The 21,835-nt window shown below is 31.9% G+C and carries 20 protein-coding genes; 10 read left to right on the top strand and 10 right to left on the bottom strand.

The genetic code is table 11. From position 1 onward, the window contains the following. Genes ABDH49_06510 through ABDH49_06495 form a run of 4 tightly spaced genes read right to left on the bottom strand, consistent with a single transcriptional unit; the run spans position 1 to position 5,426 of the window. Positions 1 to 1,677, bottom strand: a complete 1,677-nt coding sequence (locus ABDH49_06510; GenBank protein ID MEN3046615.1) for a methylmalonyl-CoA mutase family protein — start codon at positions 1,675 to 1,677, stop codon at positions 1 to 3. Positions 1,678 to 1,688: 11 nt separating this feature from the next. Next, positions 1,689 to 2,615, bottom strand: coding sequence for a methylmalonyl Co-A mutase-associated GTPase MeaB (gene meaB / locus ABDH49_06505; GenBank protein MEN3046614.1), 927 nt, complete (start codon positions 2,613 to 2,615; stop codon positions 1,689 to 1,691). Then, positions 2,612 to 3,574, bottom strand: coding sequence for a DUF4388 domain-containing protein (locus ABDH49_06500; protein MEN3046613.1), 963 nt, complete (start codon positions 3,572 to 3,574; stop codon positions 2,612 to 2,614). Before ABDH49_06500 ends, meaB begins: the two co-directional genes overlap by 4 nt. Then, entirely contained in the window at positions 3,561 to 5,426 is a 1,866-nt protein-coding gene (locus ABDH49_06495) for a tetratricopeptide repeat protein (protein MEN3046612.1), read from the bottom strand. Before ABDH49_06495 ends, ABDH49_06500 begins: the two co-directional genes overlap by 14 nt. Before the next feature lie 63 nt (positions 5,427 to 5,489). On the opposite strand from ABDH49_06495, the gene ABDH49_06490 reads away from it, so the two are divergent. Further along, positions 5,490 to 6,191, top strand: coding sequence for an HAD family hydrolase (locus tag ABDH49_06490; protein MEN3046611.1), 702 nt, complete (start codon positions 5,490 to 5,492; stop codon positions 6,189 to 6,191). On the opposite strand, the gene panB is transcribed toward ABDH49_06490, so the two are convergent. Beyond that, a complete protein-coding gene (gene panB / locus ABDH49_06485) occupies positions 6,164 to 6,955 on the bottom strand; it encodes a 3-methyl-2-oxobutanoate hydroxymethyltransferase (GenBank protein MEN3046610.1) in 792 nt (263 codons plus the stop codon). The genes ABDH49_06490 and panB overlap by 28 nt on opposite strands. A gap of 83 nt (positions 6,956 to 7,038) precedes the next feature. Beyond that, positions 7,039 to 7,662, bottom strand: coding sequence for a superoxide dismutase (locus ABDH49_06480; GenBank protein MEN3046609.1), 624 nt, complete (start codon positions 7,660 to 7,662; stop codon positions 7,039 to 7,041). 212 nt (positions 7,663 to 7,874) lie between these two features. Here ABDH49_06480 and rsmA point away from each other — a divergent pair, with 212 nt between their 5' ends. After that, on the top strand, positions 7,875 to 8,630 hold the full coding sequence (rsmA, locus tag ABDH49_06475; GenBank protein MEN3046608.1) for a 16S rRNA (adenine(1518)-N(6)/adenine(1519)-N(6))-dimethyltransferase RsmA: 756 nt from the start codon (positions 7,875 to 7,877) through the stop codon (positions 8,628 to 8,630). A 13-nt stretch (positions 8,631 to 8,643) separates the two neighbouring features. On the opposite strand, the gene ABDH49_06470 is transcribed toward rsmA, so the two are convergent. Next, positions 8,644 to 11,103, bottom strand: coding sequence for a transglutaminase domain-containing protein (locus ABDH49_06470; GenBank protein ID MEN3046607.1), 2,460 nt, complete (start codon positions 11,101 to 11,103; stop codon positions 8,644 to 8,646). Positions 11,104 to 11,160: 57 nt separating this feature from the next. Here ABDH49_06470 and ABDH49_06465 point away from each other — a divergent pair, with 57 nt between their 5' ends. Then, positions 11,161 to 11,937, top strand: coding sequence for a tRNA (adenine-N1)-methyltransferase (locus tag ABDH49_06465; GenBank protein ID MEN3046606.1), 777 nt, complete (start codon positions 11,161 to 11,163; stop codon positions 11,935 to 11,937). On the opposite strand, the gene ABDH49_06460 is transcribed toward ABDH49_06465, so the two are convergent. The 3 genes from ABDH49_06460 to ABDH49_06450 are packed head-to-tail and all read right to left on the bottom strand — an operon-like array spanning position 11,921 to position 18,286. Next, positions 11,921 to 13,882, bottom strand: a complete 1,962-nt coding sequence (locus ABDH49_06460; GenBank protein MEN3046605.1) for a hypothetical protein — start codon at positions 13,880 to 13,882, stop codon at positions 11,921 to 11,923. The two genes, ABDH49_06465 and ABDH49_06460, sit on opposite strands and share 17 nt — an antisense overlap. Positions 13,883 to 13,916: 34 nt before the next feature. Further along, the gene (locus ABDH49_06455; protein MEN3046604.1) at positions 13,917 to 17,201 is read right to left on the bottom strand and encodes a M36 family metallopeptidase; all 3,285 of its coding nucleotides are present in this window, start codon (positions 17,199 to 17,201) and stop codon (positions 13,917 to 13,919) included. A gap of 44 nt (positions 17,202 to 17,245) precedes the next feature. Beyond that, complete coding sequence (locus ABDH49_06450) at positions 17,246 to 18,286, bottom strand: hypothetical protein (GenBank protein MEN3046603.1); 1,041 nt, start codon at positions 18,284 to 18,286, stop codon at positions 17,246 to 17,248. 16 nt (positions 18,287 to 18,302) lie between these two features. Between ABDH49_06450 and ABDH49_06445 the strand changes: the two genes are divergently transcribed. The 7 genes from ABDH49_06445 (at position 18,303) to rplS (ending at position 21,834) form a co-directional block, all read left to right on the top strand. Beyond that, the gene (locus tag ABDH49_06445; GenBank protein ID MEN3046602.1) at positions 18,303 to 19,049 is read left to right on the top strand and encodes a DUF2520 domain-containing protein; all 747 of its coding nucleotides are present in this window, start codon (positions 18,303 to 18,305) and stop codon (positions 19,047 to 19,049) included. After that, a complete protein-coding gene (locus ABDH49_06440) occupies positions 19,033 to 19,545 on the top strand; it encodes a cyclic nucleotide-binding domain-containing protein (protein ID MEN3046601.1) in 513 nt (170 codons plus the stop codon). Before ABDH49_06445 ends, ABDH49_06440 begins: the two co-directional genes overlap by 17 nt. 51 nt (positions 19,546 to 19,596) lie before the next feature. After that, a complete protein-coding gene (gene rpsP, locus ABDH49_06435; protein ID MEN3046600.1) occupies positions 19,597 to 19,848 on the top strand; it encodes a 30S ribosomal protein S16 in 252 nt (83 codons plus the stop codon). A gap of 61 nt (positions 19,849 to 19,909) precedes the next feature. Further along, positions 19,910 to 20,182 carry a KH domain-containing protein gene (locus ABDH49_06430; GenBank protein ID MEN3046599.1) on the top strand — a complete coding sequence of 91 codons (273 nt, stop codon included), beginning with the start codon at positions 19,910 to 19,912 and terminating at the stop codon, positions 20,180 to 20,182. A 5-nt stretch (positions 20,183 to 20,187) separates the two neighbouring features. Next, the gene (locus ABDH49_06425; GenBank protein MEN3046598.1) at positions 20,188 to 20,682 is read left to right on the top strand and encodes a hypothetical protein; all 495 of its coding nucleotides are present in this window, start codon (positions 20,188 to 20,190) and stop codon (positions 20,680 to 20,682) included. Next, on the top strand, positions 20,682 to 21,410 hold the full coding sequence (trmD, locus tag ABDH49_06420; GenBank protein MEN3046597.1) for a tRNA (guanosine(37)-N1)-methyltransferase TrmD: 729 nt from the start codon (positions 20,682 to 20,684) through the stop codon (positions 21,408 to 21,410). The genes ABDH49_06425 and trmD overlap by 1 nt, the downstream gene beginning before the upstream one ends. 49 nt (positions 21,411 to 21,459) lie before the next feature. Beyond that, positions 21,460 to 21,834, top strand: a complete 375-nt coding sequence (rplS, locus tag ABDH49_06415; protein ID MEN3046596.1) for a 50S ribosomal protein L19 — start codon at positions 21,460 to 21,462, stop codon at positions 21,832 to 21,834. The last annotated feature ends 1 nt before the right edge of the window (position 21,835 follow it).

Genomic DNA, 21,835 nt, shown 5'->3' with positions numbered 1-21,835 from the left:
TTAAACAACTATTTTTTCCCTATAGACCCCGTAGACAGCCTTTAAAGTATCAACAATTTCACCCTCAGTTGCGTACCTTTTCACACACTCTATAATATAAGGCATTAAATTATCTCCTCTTTCTGCTGCCCTTTTGAGAGAATTTAGAGCATTTTTTACGGCTATGTTATCCCTCTCTGATTTCACCTTACGTAGAAATTCTATCTGTTTTCTTTCAATATCAGGATCAATCCGGAAGGGTGGAACCTCAATTTTTTCCTCAGGATCAACGAACTTATTAACCCCCACAATTATATAATCACCTGACTCAACTCTCTTTTGAAATTCATATGCGGCATTAGCTATCTCCCTTTTAAAATAGCCCTCCTCAATTCCCTTAAGAACTCCATCTAAGAATGAACCATTACCCTTTTTAAGAATCTCATCAAAATATTTATAAGCCTCTTCCTCCATTTTATTTGTCAAAGCTTCTACAAAATAACTTCCCGCAAGAGGATCAACAGTGTTTATGACCCCAGATTCATAAGCTATAACTTGCTGGGTTCTTAAAGATATAATAGCTGGTAGATCTGCCGGAAGTTGGAGAGCCTCATCATAGGAATTGGTGTGAAGGCTTTGAGTTCCACCTAAAACTGCTGAGAGTGCCTCTAAAGTTGTTCTTATTATGTTCACAAGTGGCTGTTGTGCCTGAAGAGAACAACCTGCCGTTTGAGTGTGAAATCTCAGCATAAGGGATCTTGGATCCTTAGCTTTATATCTTTCTTTCATTTCTCTTGCCCATATTCTCCTTGCTGCTCTAAACTTTGCTATTTCTTCAAAGAAATCCATATGAGCGTTGAAGAAAAAAGAGAGTCTACTTGCAAACTCATCTACATCAAGTCCTCTTCTAATTCCTGCCTCAACATAGGCAAAACCATCTGCAAGAGTAAAGGCAAGTTCCTGAACAGCTGTTGATCCTGCCTCCCTTATGTGATAGCCTGAAATCGAAATTGTATTAAACTTAGGAAGATGATCTTTTGCAAATTCAAAAATATCTGTAATTATTTTAATAGAAGGCTCTGGAGGGAAAATCCATTCATTTTGAGCATGATATTCTTTTAATATATCGTTCTGAATGGTACCTCTTAAAAGGTGGGAAGGGACACCTTGTTTTTCTCCTACAGCTATATACATAGCAAGTATTATAGAAGCAGGTGAATTTATAGTGAAGGATGTAGAAACCTTATCAAGAGGTATACCATCAAAGAGAATTTCAAAATCTTTTAATGTATCTACAGCAACTCCCTCTCTACCTATTTCTCCCTCTGCTAAGGGATGGTCAGAATCTAAACCCATAAGAGTTGGCATATCAAAGGCAGTAGAAAGTCCCGTTTGACCGTGTTTTAAAAGAAATTTGAACCTCTCATTTGTATCTTTGGCTGTACCGAAACCTGAAAATTGTCTAATTGTCCATAACTTTCCCCTATACATATTTCCGTGTATTCCTCTTGTAAAAGGATACTCCCCTGGAAACCCAAGATCTTTCAAGTAGTCAAGATCTTTAATATCAAAAGGTGTATAAAGATTTTTTATCTCAAGCCCTGAAATTGTCCTATATCTTTCCTTTTGATCCTTATACCTTAAGGCACATTCCTTTTCCCATCTTCTTTTTTCCTCTAAAATTCTCTCTAAATCCATGTTTTTAAATTTTAAATTAAGGGGGAATCTAACCCCTTCTTTAAAAAGTTATAAAAATCTTTCTTTATATCATCAAGGGATTTACCGAGTTCGATATCAGCCAAGAATTTTTCAATAAGACCGTTTTTTTCAAGTAAAAGATCAATTTGATCCCATATTTCATCCCTTAAGAAATCTTTTAAAAATCTTTTTCTTCTTTCTTTAACAATTTTTTCCTTCTTCTTCGTTGATTCTAAGTAATTTTGATGATTTACTATCTCTTTTTTTAATTCTTCTATGCCATCCCCTCTAAGTCCACTTGAAAGTAAAACCCTTTTATTCCAATCAGAATAAGGTAAAAATGAAAGGACAAACTCTATTTCCCTCTTAATTTCTTCAGCTCCAGGTCTATCGGCCTTATTAACTACATAAATATCACCGATTTCCATAAGACCTGCTTTCATCGCTTGAATGTAGTCTCCTGATTCAGGTGTTAGAACTACTACAGTTGTGTCAGCGACGAACCTAATCTCTAAATCAATTTGTCCGACTCCAACAGTTTCAATAATTATGTAATCCATTCCAAAGGCTTCCATAGATAAACTAGAAAGATAGGTTCTCCTGGATAAACCGCCTATCCCTCCCCTTGACCCAAGACTTCTTATAAATATACCTCTTTTTGAAGATTCTTCCATTCTTATTCTATCTCCAAGTATAGCTCCACCTGTAAATGGGCTTGTGGGGTCAACTGCTATTATTCCAACCTTTTTGTTTTCGTCTGCAAGTAATGAAGCTATTTTATCTGTTAAAGTGCTTTTTCCAGCTCCAGGTGGTCCTGTAAAACCAATTCTATGTGCCTTCCCCTCTCTTTCAAATATCTTTTTTAAAACTTCAGAGTCAAGTTTCTCAAAATTTTCAATTTTTGTTATAAGTTTTGAAAGTTCTCTTTTATAATTCATGGGGAGATTTTAAATAAACTTTCATCTATTTCTTCTAATTTATATTCAGGAATAATTCTATCAACAACAGGAAAAATCCATCTTTTGTCAATTCTAAAAATTAAAAAAAGTAAAAGGGAAATAACTGCTAAAGATACATAGAGTTGTTTAGGAGTAAGTTTAAAAGTAGTTTTTTCCTCAATTTTAGACTTTTCTCTCTTTATAATTTGTTTAACTGTTTCGGGTTTTTCAATAGATTCTTCTACTGGTTCAATTCTTCCCATCTCATAGAGTCTAAAGAGAGCATAGTAAGTTCTGAATTTTCCAAGACCACTTGTATTGACAATTTCCTGAACGGTTCTTTTTCCATTAATAAGTTTAAGAACTTTTTTTTCGTCTTTTTCTAATTCAAGCTCAAGATAAGGTTTTTCTGAAATTTTAAAAATCATGTCAGAGCTTTTAATTTTTTCTTTTATTCTCGGCCATTCATCTTGATGCCATGCAGCCTCCATCAGTAAAGAATCTAAAGACAAACTTAATTTTACCTTTGAAAATTTATAAATTTCCTTATCTGGTTCAAACTTATAAATCCCATCTCTCCAAGTGACTATTTCATCTATAACTTCCTGAATTTTAAAGGTAATTATATCAATAAGATCATCAGAAGTTATAACACCTGCTCTTATAAGAATTTCTTCAATTGGTTCTCCTGTATCTTCCCGGATTTCCTTTGCAGTTTTAAAATCTTGTTCTGATACAATACCTGACCTTACAAGAAAATTTTCAAGCGTTTCAAAATCTCCCTCTCTTATTATATAGGCGGCTACTACTTTTCCATCTTCAAATCCTATTGCTGCCTCTGTTTTTCCCCTATAAAAGTAAACTACCCCCTTTTTTTTCTGTTGTGATATAAGTTGGAGAACATCAGGAGCTGAAAATATCTTTAAACTTCCACTCATCCCCTCACTAAATGTTTTCATTTACCTTACCTCCTATTGCATAGTAGATCAGTGATATTAAAATGGATGTTAAGTAAAAGAAAATACCAAAAAATTTAAATTGAGTAAAGAGCATTATTATTATGCCAAAAGAAAAAATTGAGGAGGTTATTAAAAAAAGTATAAAAGAGTTATTAATTACAAAGCCAAGACCCGGTAAGATTATATTTGAAAAAAGAAGCAAATTCTTAATTTTTGTAAACCTTTTCATTTTTAGCCTCATTGCAAGTCTCTGCTTTAATTTTATGGACTCAAGATTAATAATCTCATTTTTGCAATCTCCGCATAGAATGCCAAAGGGAGATACACTTTCTTTATCACTAAAGATTGGCTTTAGGCAGATTTTACATCTATCTAGTCTTACTGATTTTTTCATGAAAAAAATTAAAAAAAGTATTACAAAAGAAAGGGGTATAAAAATGGGTGGAAAAATGAAAGTATCAAGAAAAAGTCCCTTCCTTTCGAGTTTTATTTTATATTTTTTAAACTTTTCTGGATAAACAAACAAAAAGGGCAAGAGTTTATACTCTTTAATTTTATTTATATATCTTTCAGTTTTTTTGGGATCTATGCTATTTAAAATCTCAATTTGTTTCTCGAAAAGACTAAGGTCTACAAGAACAAATGCCACTTGTGCAAGATTGAAATGTGCTTCAAAGCCTTTTGGGTTTAAATTTATTGCATTTCTATAAAAAATTCCTGCAGAATCATATTTCCCCTTTAAAAAATAAAGATTACCAACATTTACATTATATATATAACTGTTTTTCTCTTTTTCATTTTTTAATAACTTTTCTGCTTCAACTATATCACCCTTTTTCATATAAATTATACTTTTTATCAAATTTTTCTCTTCAAGATTGAAACTATCCCACTTTGAGAGAATATCCTCATCATAGGGAGAGTTTTCTGTTAAATATTTAAGATAATAGGGATTATTAGGTTCTTTAATATGGGAAAGATAGTGGGATTCTAATGGAAATATTAAAAGTGTAGAAATTAAAAGTAAGACTATAGATATGACTAATAAGATTTTTTCCTTTAGTTCAAATAAAGGAAGGGTTGGAATTATTAAAACTAAAAAAAGAGCTAAAGGAGCTCTTAAAATTAAAAGTAGAAAAAAGATTATTAAGGGAATGTATTCAAAATAGGGAAATTTCAAAGTTTTCTCTTTGAATATAAAGTATAAAAAATATCTCTTTCTTACTAAGATTCCCAGGATTAAAATGAAAAAGAGGGAGTATAAAAAAAGAATCAAAAGTCTTGTGACAATTAATTTTAAAATACTCTTTAAAAGAGGATTACAAGTTTTAAAGGGAGAAAGGCTAAAAAGGGTTTTTAAAAATTCAAAAATTTTCAAGTTTTTATAAAGATTTTCAAGTTTAATCGAGTATGCTTCAAGATGAGAGGGAGAAACCAAAAGTGCCTTATCAAGAGCATCTAGCTTCATAGCTAAAGAAGTCGCTCCTTCTGATTTCTTTATAAAATACTCTGATACAGGATAAATATCTGATACTTGCTTTTTTTCCTTTGACTTAATGATTAGAGGAAAAAGATCATGAGCATATTGAGATATCCCCTTTTGTTCTAAAATTAAATACATAAGAAAAATGGTAGCAGGATCAAGATTTGATAAAAATTTTGCTTTTTCAAAATTTAATTTTGAACTTTCGTAGTTGCCAGACTCTAAATCTTCAATTGATTTAATAAGATAAACAAAGGGATTTTCTAAATTCTCTTCGCCCCTTTTCGCACTTTCATATGAGCTCTTTGCTCTTTCAAAATCTTTATAAAACCAAGACGTCGAAAAAATTAGAAGTAAAACAAATTTCATAGAACTTCTAATAAAGTATAAATTTTTTGGAGAAGGCTTATCAAATTCTTTTATAATAAAAAGATGGAAAAAATAATGGTGCTTTTCGATATAGATGGGACACTAATATACTCAGGGGGAGCAGGTATAAGATCAATCGAAAAGAGCTTTTCTAAACTTTATGGCTTAGAAAATGCAATGAAAAATATCTCACCTGATGGAAAAACTGACCCTCTAATCATTGAGGAGGTGTTTCTCGATAAACTAAATAGAAAACCCTCCATAGATGAAATTGAAAGGGTTCTTAGTGTTTATCTTGAAAATCTTGAAAATGAGATTTATAACGAAAAGTATAAAGTTTTTGAAGGAGCAATAGATTTTCTCGAGTGGGCTCAGAGCACAAAAAAGTTTTTAATTGGTCTTGCAACAGGAAACCTTGAAGAGGGTGCGAAAATAAAATTAAAACCCTCAGGTTTATTAAAGTATTTTGAGTTTGGAGGATACGCCTCAGACTCTCCAGAAAGAAGCGAGATCCTAAAGATTGCCTATGAAAGAGGAAATCAAATCGCAATGAGAAAAAACTTTAAGATAAAAGAGGTTTTTGTCATAGGAGACACACCAAGAGATATTTTAGCTGCCAAAAAGGCTGGCTTTTTATCTATAGGAATGGCACTATTTAATCACTCTAAAGAAGAACTTATAAGGGCAGGAGCCAACTACACATTTGAAAGTTATGCTGAACTTAAAGAGTTCTTTTCTCAATATATCTCATTCTCAGAAGGGTAATTACCCTTTAGTACATCTTCCTTAAACTTCTCTAAGGCTCCTTTTATTCTCCCTCTTAAATTGTCATACAACCTCACAAACTTTGGATGAGGTTCTTCAGTGTAACCTAATACATCCCAAACTACAAGGATCTGACCATCACAGAATCTTCCAGCTCCAATTCCTATCGTTGGAATCTTAAGGCTCTCGGTTATTTCTTTAGCAAGGTTCTCTTTCATACCTTCAAGAACTATTGAAAAAACACCAGCTTCCTCTAAAAGTTTTGCATCTTTTTTTATCTTTAATATACTTTCTTCAGTTTTGCCTTGAATTTTGTATCCACCCATTTTTAAGATCCACTGTGGAGTAAGTCCAATATGGCCCATAACTGGTATTCCGTTTTTAACGAGGAATTCGATAACTTCTAATGATTCTTCTCCTCCCTCCACCTTTACTGCGTCACATCCTGCTCTGATAAAAAGACCTGCATTTTTTATTGCCTCTTCTTTTGATACTTGAAAAGATAAAAAGGGCATATCACCAACAAGTAGAGCTTTTTTTACTCCCCTTGCAACAGCTTTGACAAAAACTAACATCTCCTCCATCCCAATCCTTAAGGTGTTATCGTAGCCCAGTAAAACGTTTGCAACACTGTCACCTACAAGTATTATATCCACTCCTATTTCATCTTCTATCTTTGCCATCTGATAATCATAACAGGTAAGGGCTACGATCTTTTCTTTTCCTTTTTTAGAAATTATGTCATTAACTGTTATTTTCCTCATTAATTAAAAGCTTAAAAAGCTAAACTTTTATAAACTTATAATGAAATTCTAATTTATTTTTAACTTTTAAGTCAAATTTAAGTTTACTTTATCATTTCTAGAGCATTTTTATAGTTTTCGTAGACTTTTTCCCAGTTTATAACGTTGAACCAGTTATCTACGTACTCAGCTCTTCTATTTTGGTATTTTAAATAATAGGCATGTTCCCATAAATCTAGACCAAGAATGGGGATATAACCTATCATAATAGGGTTATCTTGATTGGGTGTGGAAAAAACAGAAAGTTTTCCAAATCTTGAAATTGCAAGCCAAGCCCATCCTGACCCAAAGTGAGTTTTAGCTACATTTGAAAATTTTTCCCAAAAAGAGGAAAAGGAGCCGAATTCTTTTTCTATAGCCTTTAATAATTCACCTTTAGGTTCTCTTCCGCCATTTTTCTTCATTATCTCCCAGAAAAGAGTATGGTTATAGTGGCCACCTCCGTTATTTCTAACTGCAATTCTGATATCCTCTGGTAGTGAATCAATATTTCTTAATATATCTTTTAAATCATATTTTTCAAGTTCTGGATACTTTGAAATGGCAGAGTTAAGGTTATTTACATAACCGGCATGATGTTTTGTATAGTGTATTTCCATTGTCATAGCGTCTATATAGGGCTCTAAGGCATCAAAACTATAGGGCAATTCTGGTAATTTATAAGCCATTTTTTACCTCCCTTAATTTTTTATAGTGTATCTCTGTACTTATAACATCAACATATAGATCTAAAACGCTATAGTTACGTGGCGGGAAAAGAAATTCATAAATCATTTTAAAACCTCCTTTTAAATTTATTCTAAATTTATAATAATTATACATTAAGTTTAAGAAAAAATCAAGTTTTATTTTTTTTAAATATTAAATTTATAATCTTTTTATGAAAAGAAAGTTTTCGCAGATATTTTTGGTCAGAGAGAGTGTTGCAAGGGAAATGATTGAAAAAATGAATATCTCAGAGGGGGAATACGTAATTGAAGTAGGTCCAGGAAAAGGTATCCTCACAAAAATTCTTCTTGAAAAAAAAGCAAGAGTTATCTCAATAGAAATCGATAAAAAACTCTGTGAATACCTAAGAAAAAAAATTTTAGACCTTGATTTTTACTTAATTGAAGGAGACTTTTTGAAAATAAACACAAGGGAAATTCTAAAAAAAATTAATTTAGACAGGGTAAAACTTATCTCTAACGTTCCCTATCATATAACAACCTACTTCTTAGAAAAAATAATAAAAGAAAGAGACTGTTTTTCTGAAATTTACTTAACATTACAAAAAGAAGTGGTTGAAAGAATAATTTCTAAACCAGGAACTAAAGAATACTCATCCTTATCAATATTTGTAAACTTTTATATGAACATAGAAATTTTAATGCCACTTCCGTCTTTCTTTTTCAAACCAAAACCAAAAGTAAACTCCTTATTTTTCAAAATGACTCCTAAAGATTCTCTTCCCCAAGTTAACGAAGAAAAATTTTTTAACCTAGTAAGAAAAGCCTTTCAAGAAAGAAGAAAAAAAATTTCTAGACTCCTTAAAGATTTTAAAATTCAGGATAAAGTTGAAGGCGACTTAGCTGAAAAAAGGCCTGACCAACTCTCTATCGAAGATTACCTAAATCTCTACAAGTTAATAAGTTAAAAACCTAAAATTTCTACTCTATTTGGAGGAGTTCCCCTAGGTGTAAAGTTAAACCCTCTATCCAAAAAATAGGTTTATTTTCTTTTAGGTATAAGATTGAGGGGAGACTCTTAATTCCCCACTTATTGATCAATTCTTTACTTACTTTAAAGACCTCACCCTTTATGTTATTTTCCCTTAAAAATTTTTCAATTTCTAACTTATCTTCACCAAAGAAAAAGACTTTTCCCTCAAATTCATTTATTTTTTTCTTAGCATTTAATACTGTACTTCTTGATTCCTCTGATTTAAAATCAACAAATAAAAAGATCACTTTACCCTTTAAAAACTCTTCTTTTTTTAATCCTATGTTTTCAATACCCTCGAACTCTTTATATTTTCTTATGACCATATCACCCGGCTTAAGATCTTGGTGGGGAATACTTACATCCAAAGAAGTTCTTAGAGTATCAATCTTTCTTAAATCAACTTTTTTAATTCTTACAAAAGCATCACCCTTTGCGTTTCTAAATCCCGAAATTAAATAGTAAACATCTTTTTCAAGATCAACTATGTGAATAGTATCTCTTTTTATTATCTCTGGTTCTAATCTTTCCGGATACTCTTTAAAGGATACGATACTATAATTGTCAAAATATTCAAAATCCTTTGAGACGTTTCTCCCCTCCCTTAAAAATTTTGTGATTAAGACAGCTTTCTCTCTTACTTTTTCCTTTTCAAAGCTTATCTCATTCCAGCCATCGTACCAGTACAAAACTCCCCTATAATTCCATTTAATTTTTGATGGTACTCCAAGCGATCTCAATATTCCACAAATTAGTATATATCTTTCAATGTTTCTACCCCTTCTTAACTTATAAGTGTACAAAGGATTTAAAAGAGGCTTAAAAAATTCCCTTTCTTTTTCTTCTTTTATATTTCTCTTCACCCAATCACTTACCTTCTTAGCAACTTTATTAACATCTTTATCTAAGTATTTTTTAAATTCTTCATACAACAAGTATCTATAAAAGGCAAACTCTTCGTAAAGTATCCTCTCGGGAATTAAGTATTTTTCAACGATTGTATCTGGAGCCTCTTTAGCTAAATTTAACGAATTTCTAATATACTTGAGTTCTTTTCTTAAGTTTATTGTATCAAGCATAACAAGATCCTTTGGATTTAGGTCTTCAAAAAAATCAATGAAATCTTTTTTTTCTTCCTCATTTAATGAGTTATAAAAGCTTAATAATTTTTCTTTATTTCCTCTTGCGTTCTCAAGAATTTTTCTAAGTTTTTTATCCCTTATTTTTAATGTGTCTAAGTAAGAAATCTTCTCAAAATTTTTACTTCTTATAAGATTTAGAGAGTCAAAGTTAGGTTTATAAAGGGGTTTTTCAGTATCTTCTATTTCTTCACCTACGTAAAACCAAAAGGATGTATCCCTTAATTCTTTCTTTCCTAATTCAATAAGGACTGTATCAAAATTGTTTTTTGGTCTCAAAATTTTATAATCACAGAGATTACCTTTTGAAGAATAAATGAAGTAATTATTTCTTCCAAGAATATACTCTTTCTCCTTTTCCTTTAAAGTATCAACGAATATAGGTATAAGGGCTGAGTAGTTATAAACGCAGAAAGAGATAACTGTATTCTTTGGAGCTATAACCTTCACTCTATAAGGATAAACATAATTCTCTGTTACATTTAAAATCGTAAATCTTTTACTCTCCTTAAATATCTTTTCTTTATTTTTTATTTTCCCGAAAACAGGAGAAAAAACGACCGCAGCTCTTTTTGAAGGATTTCTAAACCAAGCAAAGTTTAAGTCAGTGGGTTCTGCTGATCCTATAAATTCCCATTTTTCACCTGTCCATACCTCACACCAGGCGTGATTGCTCTCTGTAAATGGCCACCAGGGTGTATAAACTTCTCTTACAGGAATGCAGACAGTCCTGAGTGCCTTCATAAATAAGATTGTCATTTCTTCACATCTTCCAAGACCTCTTTTAATTGTGGATATAGCATTCTGATCCCATATCTCTGTAGGTATATATTCAACTTTTGTATAACACCATTCGTTTATTTTTAAGACAGCTTCCCTTATGTCCTTTGCATTTCTTACAAGGTTATAAAGAGTATCTTTATAAATCCATGTAAAGTTCTCAAGCGGTTCCTGTGTAACCCTGGGTGGTAAAATATAGTGGTATAAAAGATAATCATTTATTTTCTCTTTCCAAGGAATCCTCTCCAGGTTTTCCTTTATAGCTTTTAAATGTAAAATAAAGTTTTCGTAGTTAAAATTTAAAATATCTAAGGAGTTAGAGCTTTCAATGATAAATTCAGCCCATTTTTTAACATTTTCTCTTTCAGAAATCCTAAGTAACTCCTTCTTTTTTATTTCAAGGTTAAATTTTAATAGGATCGAGAAAGCTAGAGTAATAGGGAAAGAATTCATAGTAATTTTATAAAGAATGGCCTTTTCACATTTCAATTACTTTCAGAAAATCTTGCTTTTTTTAAGAAAATTTTATATTATTCTATTATCCTAATGAAGATAAAAAAGCATGAACATTTTGTGCTTTTAAGTGAGGACGGTAAATTTTTTAAGATTTTTAAATACGAACCTGAAAAAGAAATTCACACACATCTTGGTAAAGTTATTCTTAAAAAGAACCTAAATTATGGGGAAGTCCTTATAAGTTCAAAAAATAAAGAATTTTATGTTTTAAGACCTTCTTTAAGTGACCTTATGATGAACGTTGAAAGAAAAACAACGATAATTTATCCAAAAGATGCAGGTTTAATTCTTCTTGAACTTGGTATAAGGCCTGGTATAAAAGTTTGTGAGGTTGGAACAGGTAGTGGAGCTTTTTTGACTCTTATTTCAAACATTGTAGGGAAAAGGGGCAAAGTTTATACTTTTGAAAGAAGAGAAGAGTTTTATGAACTTGCAAAAAGAAACTTATCAAATTATAAGTTGACCGGAAATATTGAGTTTTTCTTAAGAGATGTGGAGAGAGAGGGGTTTCCTGAAATAGAGGTAGATGCGGTATTTATAGATGTTCCGGAGCCATGGAAAATAATAAAGTTTGTTCCAAAAATTTTAAAAAAGGGACATTCCTTAGGATCTTTATCACCCAATATAGAGCAGATACAAAAGACAAAAAAAGAAATGGAAACTTACGGTTTTGTTAGAATAAGAGTATACGAAATCTTAATTAGAGAGATAATGGTAAGAGATGTAGGAACCAGGCCAAAGGAGTTTGGTATTGTCCATACAGGGTACTTGATCTTTGGGAACCTTTTGTTTAAAAACCTTCAATGAAATTTACGGCCCCTATCTTATTTAAAAAGTTTTCAAATAAGCGCTCTTTATTTTCCCCGCCAAAAATTTTATCCCAGAGATAGTAAAATATAATCTTTTCTTCATTTGTTAAGAATTTCTCTTTGTCTTTTAATTCGTTTAAAAGTTGAATTAACTCATCCTTTCTCTTGCTCTTATAAAAACCCATAGCTTTTGCTATATAAACGGAACTTTTCTCTAATGTAGATTCGGGACTATAAGATTCTGTTGCCTTTTTTATATAACTAAATCCTTTTTCTACTTCGCCGACTAGAAAATAAAGTTTTGCAATATAAATTGAAATATTAAAGATTGTTACAGGTCTTTTTGCCAGATTTAAAACTTCCTCGAAAGAACATATTGCTTCCTTAAATTCCCTCTTAAATAAATGAATTATTCCCTTTAAATAAAAATAGGAGGTTTGATCGGGTGTACCTAAAAGTTTTATTAAGCTTTCTAGCTCATCAAGACACTCGTTTGCTTCCTTAAACATTCCTAAGAAAGCATAAACATAGCCTAAGTTAAAAAGAGCTATGACATTCCTTGTGCTGATAGTAGGTGTATATGCTCTTTTTTTAAAAAGGTTTATAGCTGACTCAAGTTCGCAGTGAAAGGATCTTATTAAATAACCCAGTATGTGGGATACATCTAAGGCAAGTTCAATGTTACCAGTGTCCATTGCAAGTGAAAGAGAGTGAAATAAACATTCTTCTGCCTCCTCTATTTTTTCAAGCAACAGGAAACTACCCCCGGCCCGATAGAGTAAATAGGCCTTTAACGGTTTTGGTAAATCTTCTTTGCTCAGTTTTTCATAGGAATTTATAATTTTCTCATCTTCACCCTTTTCCCAAAAAAGGTTAAGTTCAGTAATTTTTATGTAGGGCCTTATATTTTCTCCTGAGATCTCTGAAGATTTTTTTATTAAATCCTCTGCCCTTTTAAGATCATAGTTTCTTATATAATAGTCTCCCTTCAAGGTTAAAAGGGCAGGAAAATCCCCAATATCTTTATCATCTAAACTCTTAATGAAATATCTAACATATTCAGAAAACTCATTGTCAGAAATAGCCCTTAAAAGATTTTTCTCTAGTAAATCGTTAAGGTTTTTAAAATCGTTATGTTCTAAATAAATTTCTATTGCATTTTCTGTCAATTTCTCTCTTTCATAAAATTCTCCAATCTTTTTGTAAATTGCCTTATCAAACTTAAATAAACTACAGAACTTTTCTCTTAAAAATTTGCTAAGGGTTAGATAGAAATTTTTGTCCCCTAAATTTTTTTTTACCTTATAAAGGGGAAAAAGGTTTTTATTAATAAAAATTAAACTTTCTATTAAAAGATCTTCGTATAAACCTGTTATCTCTGATAAGACTTTTAAGTTAACAAAGGGAAAGTTCAAAGAGATAGTAAGAATTTGCCTAATTTCATCTTTAAAATTTATAAATTCTTCAAATTTCAAATAAACATTTTTCAATAAAGAATCAATAGATCTAATCCTAAGCTCGTCAACATCTATTTTATAAAAATCCTCATCCACGTCCCTGTTTGAAAGAGCTACGAATTTTAAGTAGGGGAAAAATTCCGAAAGATTTTTAAGAAAGTTTATAAGACTTTGAGGTATATAAGGTAAAAAGATTATGTAATTTCTAAAAAAATTTTTTAATTCTTTAAAACTGTAATAGGGTATTCCTGTTTCTTTCAGGTGCTCATTTACTATTTTTAAAACTCTTGTCAAAAGTAAATTTTTACTGTCTAATTCAAAATAAATACTGTAATAGGGTTTTTCAAAACTTCTTATTAAATTAATCGCAAAGATCTCTGCCTTAAGTAAATCTTCACTTTTTATAACATATACTCTTTTTCCCTCCTCATAAAAAAACTCCAACTTATCACTAAAATATAAAGAGGACGGATATAAAACTATCATTTTTCTTTATTATATTCTAACTAACTATAGTAAATTAATCTACAAGAACTATTTTCTTTACCCCCCTTAGATTCCCCTCTGTCCTAAAAATTAAAAAGTACACACCAGGTTTAAACCTATTGAGGGTGAGTGTATGGCTACCAGTATCAAAAAATTCTTTATAATCGTAATTTTTCCTTCCTGAAATATCATAAACTTTTAAACTTATTTCTTGAGCCCTATTCAATACAAAACTTACTTTAATATTTTTGCCAAAAGTTCCTGCTAAAAATAAAGAGGGTGTTTCAACATTTTCCTCATATATTCCTGTATAACCTAAAAGATACTCAATAGAATTTTCAATAAGAGCCTTTGCTACAATTCTATTTGATACAGAAAGTATATTTATTGGCAAATAAACAACATTAGGTACTCCTTGACTTATATCATGAACAATAAGGGCACCGTCCTGAGTATAACTTGACCAGTTGTAAACAAAGTAGGCATCTTGAGTTACCTTAAGAGCATCTGCAACACCCCATTGACCTGTATAAGTAAGACTTATCTGAGTTGGTAAAGAATTAGGTCTTTTAGCAATTGGATGGTCTTGTAAATATAGATTAAGAGTTCCAGGATTATCTGAATCCCAGTCATTTATATGTAAAACTGATGTTCCAAAATCAGGATTCCAAAAGTAAGCATCAAAACCAATTTCCCCACCTTCAACAAAAAGCTTTCCACCACCTTGTACAAAATCTTTTAAGTATGTCCTCATTGAAGGCCCGTAGCTGTTATCCTGTGCAACTGTGTTAACATCAAGCCCAGACGACAAAATAAGAGCATCGTAGTTTCCCCAGCTTTGCGGGTTCGTTTGCCAAATATTTTCTTTAACTACCTCATATCCTTTAGAAATTAGCCAAAGGGCTATAGAATCAGCGCTTTCACCTGCCTTTTTTTCATCAATGTATGTTTCATATTCACTTAAAATTCCTGACTTTCCATAAAGTGACCTATCACCTGAGTCGTCATTTAAGACAAGTAAAAATCCTTTTGATTGAACGATATAAAACTTATAATATCCTGTAGGTGGACTTTTTGCTGTATCAGGAATAAGAGAACCGTCTATTGCTACTATTCTATATTGAATTGAGTCAGAAAGATTAACGCTCTGTAAAGGAAAGATTCCCTCATATAAATTATTCCCCCTATAGGTTAAACCAAAGGGAATTTGGGGATTTCCATTATATAGCCATTCTACGTAGGCTGTATCAACGCTCAGATTATCTACTATAATTGCTTTAACTTTTGCAGGCCATCTAAAAATGGAATAAAAAGTCCTTATAGGTGTATGAGTTATTGACGGATTTATTGTATCTGGGCCTACACGGAATGAATGATAATTAGCGGGTGCTCCTCTTGGATGGGTGTTAAAGGCATTACCCATATCTCTTGCATAGATATAGTAATAAATGTTGGCTTCCTGGCCAGGTCCAGGAATATAAGCAAGATACTCATTGGGAGTCTGTGTGGGTTGCATAGTAATTTTGAAAGTATCTAAAGATGAAATTGAAGTCCAGTAAAAAACAAAAACTGACTCAATAGGAGCTACCGATGGAGTAACTATAGCGTAAACTGGGTAAGGCCCAAATAGATTTTCATTGTCCCTCAGTGGGCTATGGGTAATTTCAGGAAGATAATCTGACGCATCGATGAATCCTCTTGCGTCAAAGATAGGTATAATAATTGGCCAGTGTTTCCTATTATTTATGTCAGCGTCTGCCTGTAAGATTGCATGTGCTGCTTCCGGCATAGTGGCAGAGGCTGTTAAATAAAAGTGATGCTGAATTACAAGCCTATCAAGTATTTTTCTTGCACTATCCATGGATCCATAAAAGTAGTAAAGTTCCCAAATTACATCAAACAAAGAGGAGGACCAAAGTTGTCCTGCATCGTGTATTTGTCTATTCGGTGGAGCATCTTCAGGATAATGGTAATTGTCCATATTTACAGATCTTCCAGGCCAAAAGGGATTGTGTCCATCCCAGTTGAAAACCCACGCCCACTTAAACGTATCAATAACTATAGAATAGCTTGCTGCAATATAGTCACAGAAACCTTCACCCATTGCATCAGCCTCAGCAGAAGCTCCCCAACCTGGAACTTGGTCATCTTGGATTGCATGACCATACTCATGTATTATAACGTCCATATCCTCTGCATCATCCACTCCCCCTTCACCGTAAGCAATTCTATCCATTGAAGGAACATAATAGGAATTATCAGCTCCATTTACACCGTGGGGATCAAGATCCTGAGGTTCATTGTTTACATTGTTAAATCCGAGAGATTGAATGTATCTTTGAAAGATATCTATTCCAAAATAAACCATAACATCTTCAAAACCTGATTGAGATCTTGTGTAATTAAATATACCGTCTGTTCTTTTTACTATGGGAACAGTTGGTAAATCCCAGTCAATTAAATAGGCAAAGGGCCCCTTTAAAAGTTTCCAACCAGCTGAATCTGTAAGTCCCAAAAGGGGAACTAAAAATCTTTGTCCATTTAGAGAGTCATTATCTGCATCATTATTATCAGCCCAGTAACTATTTTGGTTATATACTCTATGAGCAGTTGTAAGGGGATCAGGATTAAAGGAGTAGCCCTGTCCATCAAAGTATTTTGCCTGATCTCTTACAAAGATAACCTCTCCGGTTTTTGCATCCACAAAAAATTCCCAGTCACCTATCGGATCATCTGATGGAATCAAGACCCTATACGTAAGTTTAAAATCAGAATAGGGGTATATACACAGTTCTGGTTCAATAAACTTATGAATTCTCCCTTTTATTGGAAGAAAATTTTTTGCGATTTCGTAGGCCTTTTCCTTTGTTATTTCAACCTTTAAATCCGGTTCCTTTTTTACGCTTTTTAACCTTGAGGAAATAAAGGTTACATATTCTCCCTTAAAAGTTATTACTACTTCTGAGCCAAAAATCGGTATTCCTTTATAAGTTTGTAATAGTCTAACATGAGTAAGATCTTTAAGGCCCTTTTTTATACTTAAAAGTTTAAAATCAGTATTTAAGGAATAACCAAGTTTATTTCGAAAATCTTTTAAGAACTTTCTTGCTTTTGTCTCAAAATCTCCAGGGTAAGGGCCCTTGCGAAGGTCAAAAGCACAAACGAGCCTATTTGTCTCTATATCATATAAAAAATTTCCACTTCTATATGTTTTAGGAGCGGGATGGTAATTTCTCCTTTGGGCTGTATATTCATCCTTTACCTCTTTTAGGGCAAATAAAAGACAGGGTAAAAAAGTTAAAATGATTTTTCCTTTCATACTTGAATTTTAAAGAAAACCTTTAAATTTTTCAATAATAGTGTTTAAGAATTCAAAATTTCCTCACCTATGAGTGAGCAACCTCTTAGTTCGTCGTCAACTCTTTCAATTATCTTAAAGCCCTTACTTTTTTTTACGGCCATATCAGGTGTTAAAAGAAAAGAACAAGTCTCAATGTTAAAAAGATCATATATTCCTATAAGGCCTAACTTATCACTTCTATTTTCTTCGTTTATTAATTTAAACCTCAGAAAGGGTAAAGAAAATTTGTATCTAATTTTTTTATTTTCGAGTAAAAATTTTCTTAGGTTAATATCGTAGAATTGGGAGGCAAGTTCACACATTCCGTATTCATTTACCACAAAGTGCTTACTAATGCCAAAATAGTCGCTATAAATCTTTAGCAGGCTATTTTCATTTAGGTGTACTCTTTTTGTTTTCCATCCACCTGTATCCATAATTCTTGATCCCTCAGCTAATCTTAATCTTTTATTTTTTTCTTTTAAGAAAATAATGAAATCGTATATGGAAATTGTTGTACCAAGAATTAAAACTTTGTGTTTTTCACCACTTAATTTTTTAAATGTTTCCTCATAATTTTTTCTGCTATAAATAAAGAAATAATCTTTTGAAAAGTTTTTTGCCACAAGGGATAGCATATATGAAAGAGAAGAATTTCTTCTAATTTCAAAGGGTTCAAAAAATATATAAAAGTTTGCCTTAGGATTATCAGGTAACAAAAAATACTCAAAAGAAGTCAAAATACTTTTGTTCAAAAATTCTATATCGTAATAAAATGACTTAGATTTTAAATTCTCACTTGTTCCAGAGGAGAAAAAAATTAGCTTAGGTTTATACCCGCACGACTTTATTTCATATAGTTTAAAGTATCTAACGGGTAAAAGTGGGATATCATATAGGCTTTTAACTTTTTCTTTATCTTTTCCAACACTATTACAAAAATTTCTATAAATTTCGTTATTTTCATATTGAAATTTAAAAACATCGAGGAAAATTTCCTCATTAAAATCCATATTTGAAAGAGATTTCAAGATTTTTTTCTTAATTGTTGAAATCTTCATCATTGATTATAATAATTTTATGCTAAAAGTAGGGATTATTGGATTTGGAAAGGTAGGAAGTTCTCTTTATGATCTTCTGAAGGATAAAAACTTTAAAGTTAATTTATTTTCGGAGACAAAAAAGATAGGAAATCTCTATGATGTAGTGGAGGATTCGGAAGTTGTCTTTATTTGTGTAAAAGATGATTTAATTGAGGAGAGGGTAAAGAGAATTGAGGAATTAAAAAATGTATACAAAAAGCATTTTGTTCATATGTCGGGCGCAACGCCACTTAAAGTTCTTGACCCTTTAAAGGAAAAGGGAAATTTCATAGGTAAGTTACATCCCTTACAAACTTTTCCCTCCAGGAACAAAGAAAGTTTTAAAAATATATACTCTACCTATTCTGGAAGTGAGGAAACTTATAAAATTTTAAAAGAAATTTTTAAGGAAGACTTTAAAATTATAAAGATGAGGGATGAGGAGCAAACTCTTATACATATTGCCTGTGTTTTTGCTTCAAACTTTCCCATCTATTTAATGTCAAAGGCAGAAGAAATTTTAAAAGAACTTAACTTTAATATAGAAATTTTAACTCCAATAATTGAGGCCTCCTATAAAAACGTAATGAAAAAAGGAGCCAAAGAGTCTCTAACAGGCCCTGCAAAAAGAAAAGACTTTCTTACTATAAAAAGACACAAAAAAGTTCTAAAAGATTTTAAGAAGGATATCTACTTGATTTATAATTATTTGACTAAGAAAATATTGAATGAAGGAAGCTTATAAAAACTTTCTTCTTGGACATCCACTTCTAAAAAACTTGGGAGAAAAAGGTTTAGAAGAGATCTCTACAATTGCCTCTTTTATAACTTTAAAAGAGGGAGAAATTCTTTTTAAGGAAGGCTCTAAAGGTGAAGATTTATATATATTAGTGGAGGGAGAGGTAGAAGTTCTAAAAACCGATAAGCTAGTTAAAATAGCTGAACTGAATGAGGGAGCATTAGTTGGTGAGCTTTCCTTTCTTCTTAAAGAAGGAAGAACTGCTACTTTAAAAGCAAAGAAAGACTCTGTTTTCTTTAGAATTGACGGAAAACTCCTCGAAGAGAAAATATTAAAACTAGAAAAAGTATATGTAGAGATTTTATTTTCAATCTCTAAGATAATCGCAGAAAGATTAAAAAATGTAAATTCACTTCTGTCTGAGTATCTAAAAAAACAGGAGATGGAAAATGATGAACTTAGTAAACTAAGAGAAACCATAAGAAAATGCTCTGTTTTTTAAAAATATATACTTGACTTGAAATTTTAATTTTCAAAATCTTATATTAATTAAATGTTAAAAATAAGGCTTGCACGGTTTGGGAAAAATAAGGAACCAAAGTATCGGATTGTGGTAATGGAGGCAAGAAGTAAAAGAGAAGGTAAAATGATTGACATTTTGGGCTACTATGACCCAAGAAGAGATACTGAGTTTAAAGTTGACCTTGACAAATTTTATAGTTGGATAAAAAAAGGGGCAAAGCCAACTGATAGAGTAAAGTCACTTGTAAAAAGAGCAAAAAGAGAATCCCCCGCGTCTTCCTAAACCAAGATGCCCTACTCTCTGGGTTCAACTCCCCATAAAACTTAGTTTAGTGGAGGTAAAAATGAAAGAATCACTCGTTGAACTCAAAGACTTAATCGAATACATCGTAAAACACCTTGTTGACGAACCAAATGCCGTTGAGGTTAAAGAGATATCTGGCGAAAGAGCAGTTATTTATGAACTCAGAGTAAGACCTACTGATGTTGGAAAAATCATCGGCAAGGGCGGAAGAACAGCTCAGGCACTTAGAACTTTAGTAAGTGCAGTAGGTGCTAAAAAGGGTAAAAGAGCCCTCTTAGACATAATTGAACCAAGCTCCGGTAGTGCTATTTAGCCTTAGTGCAAAAAGTTCCAGTTTTAAAGATTCAGAAAAGCTATGGAAGAGATGGAAAAGTCTTAGCAAAGCTTTTAGTAGAAGATGAAAGTTTATTACAGAAATTTAAAGACTTCTACTTAATCTATAAGGGTGGAGAAAGACACTTTCAACTAGAAAGCTTCGAAAGACGCGGGGGAAAATCTTACATACTATCATTTAAAAATATAGACTCTAAAGATAGAGCCGAAGCCTTAAAGGGAGGCCTGCTCTATTTAAAAGTTAGTCCTGAAACAAAAGAGCAAATAGAAGAACTTTCTAATTTTAAAGTCTACGATATATCCCTGGGCTATTTAGGAGTTGTATCTTTTGTCGAAGAAACAAAATTTTTAAAGAGAATTTACGTAAAATCAGATAAAAATAATGAAGAATATATAATTCCTTGGGTAGATAAATACGTTAAAGAAATAAACGAAAAAGAAAAAATTATAAAGGTAGATACTAAAGATCTTGTTAAGTAATGAATATCTATGTAATAACTCTTTTTCCTGACTTCTTTGAGAAAATTAAAGAGTTTGGTCCAATAAAAAGGGCTATCCTCTCAGATTCGCTTAAGTTAAGAGCAATTGATTTAAGAAAATTTGCTGAAGGCCCAAAAGAAGTAGATGACAAGCCCTATGGCGGCGGCGGAGGTATGGTTATAAGAGTAGACGTTGTAGTAAGGGCGCTAAGAAGTATAAAAGAAAACACTTATAAAATACTATTAGATGCACGAGGTAAACTCTTAAATCAAAAATTGGTTTACGATCTTTTAAAAAATGAAAGTATTGTTCTTATATGCGGAAGATATAAGGGGATTGACGAAAGAATAAGAAGTTATGTAGATGCAGAAATATCTATAGGTGACTACGTTTTGTCAGGGGGAGAACCAGCTGCCTACGTCATAATAGATGCAATCTCTAGACTTTTACCAGGCTCAATGGGTGACATAAGCTCAAGAGAAGAAGACTCCTTTGAAAAAGGGATACTGGGGTATCCAGTTTACACAAGACCTTTTGAGTTTGAAGGAAAAAAAGTACCAGAAATTCTTTTATCAGGTAACCATACAAAAATAAAAAGATACCTTAAAAAAGAATCCCTAAAGGAAACTATTTTGAAAAGAAGAGATCTCCTTGATAAAGTAGAACTATCAGAAGAAGATAAATTGCTACTCAAAGAAATTGAAAATGAGTTAAAAGAAAAAATATAATTCTACTTCCACGGGAGTTCTATTCTCCTTAACAACATAACTTTTTAAAATGGAAACTCTAATAAAAAAGGTTGAAGAGAAGTTCCTGAGGAAAGATATTCCTGAATTTAAGGCAGGGGATACTGTTAGAGTTCATGTAAAGATAACAGAACTTAAGGAAGATCCAAAGACAAAAAAAATGGTTGAAAAAACGAGAATCCAGCCCTTTGAGGGAGTGGTTCTTGAAAGGAGAGGCTCAGGTTTATCTGAAACTTTTACAGTAAGAAGAGTTACTCAAGGAATCGGTGTTGAAAGAACCTTTTTAATTAATTCTCCTTTTATTGAGAAAATAGAAGTAGTAAGAAGAGGAAAAGTTAGAAAAGCGAAGATATTCTGGATTAGGGGTAAAAAAGGTAAAAAGGCTAAAATAAAAGAGCAGAAGTAAC

The sequence above is a fragment of the Candidatus Hydrothermales bacterium genome (genome assembly GCA_039630235.1).
In the GTDB taxonomy this organism is placed as follows: Bacteria; Hydrothermota; Hydrothermia; order Hydrothermales; family JAJRUZ01; genus JBCNVI01.
Note: the sequence above shows the minus strand (reverse complement) of the source record. Positions and strands in the feature narration are given on the sequence as shown.

What these genes read in the sequence shown, in the direction of transcription:
- meaB (MEN3046614.1), bottom strand. Translation starts at nt 2,615, where the DNA reads ATGAATTATAAAAGAGAACTTTCAAAACTTATAACAAAAATTGAAAAT.
- ABDH49_06465 (MEN3046606.1), top strand. Translation starts at nt 11,161, where the DNA reads ATGAAGATAAAAAAGCATGAACATTTTGTGCTTTTAAGTGAGGACGGT.
- rplS (MEN3046596.1), top strand. Translation starts at nt 21,460, where the DNA reads ATGGAAACTCTAATAAAAAAGGTTGAAGAGAAGTTCCTGAGGAAAGAT.
- trmD (MEN3046597.1), top strand. Translation starts at nt 20,682, where the DNA reads ATGAATATCTATGTAATAACTCTTTTTCCTGACTTCTTTGAGAAAATT.
- ABDH49_06510 (MEN3046615.1), bottom strand. Translation starts at nt 1,677, where the DNA reads ATGGATTTAGAGAGAATTTTAGAGGAAAAAAGAAGATGGGAAAAGGAA.
- ABDH49_06455 (MEN3046604.1), bottom strand. Translation starts at nt 17,201, where the DNA reads ATGAAAGGAAAAATCATTTTAACTTTTTTACCCTGTCTTTTATTTGCC.
- ABDH49_06440 (MEN3046601.1), top strand. Translation starts at nt 19,033, where the DNA reads ATGAAGGAAGCTTATAAAAACTTTCTTCTTGGACATCCACTTCTAAAA.
- rpsP (MEN3046600.1), top strand. Translation starts at nt 19,597, where the DNA reads ATGTTAAAAATAAGGCTTGCACGGTTTGGGAAAAATAAGGAACCAAAG.
- ABDH49_06430 (MEN3046599.1), top strand. Translation starts at nt 19,910, where the DNA reads ATGAAAGAATCACTCGTTGAACTCAAAGACTTAATCGAATACATCGTA.
- ABDH49_06450 (MEN3046603.1), bottom strand. Translation starts at nt 18,286, where the DNA reads ATGATGAAGATTTCAACAATTAAGAAAAAAATCTTGAAATCTCTTTCA.
- panB (MEN3046610.1), bottom strand. Translation starts at nt 6,955, where the DNA reads ATGAGGAAAATAACAGTTAATGACATAATTTCTAAAAAAGGAAAAGAA.
- ABDH49_06500 (MEN3046613.1), bottom strand. Translation starts at nt 3,574, where the DNA reads ATGAAAACATTTAGTGAGGGGATGAGTGGAAGTTTAAAGATATTTTCA.
- ABDH49_06495 (MEN3046612.1), bottom strand. Translation starts at nt 5,426, where the DNA reads ATGAAATTTGTTTTACTTCTAATTTTTTCGACGTCTTGGTTTTATAAA.
- rsmA (MEN3046608.1), top strand. Translation starts at nt 7,875, where the DNA reads ATGAAAAGAAAGTTTTCGCAGATATTTTTGGTCAGAGAGAGTGTTGCA.
- ABDH49_06460 (MEN3046605.1), bottom strand. Translation starts at nt 13,882, where the DNA reads ATGATAGTTTTATATCCGTCCTCTTTATATTTTAGTGATAAGTTGGAG.
- ABDH49_06490 (MEN3046611.1), top strand. Translation starts at nt 5,490, where the DNA reads ATGGAAAAAATAATGGTGCTTTTCGATATAGATGGGACACTAATATAC.
- ABDH49_06445 (MEN3046602.1), top strand. Translation starts at nt 18,303, where the DNA reads ATGCTAAAAGTAGGGATTATTGGATTTGGAAAGGTAGGAAGTTCTCTT.
- ABDH49_06480 (MEN3046609.1), bottom strand. Translation starts at nt 7,662, where the DNA reads ATGGCTTATAAATTACCAGAATTGCCCTATAGTTTTGATGCCTTAGAG.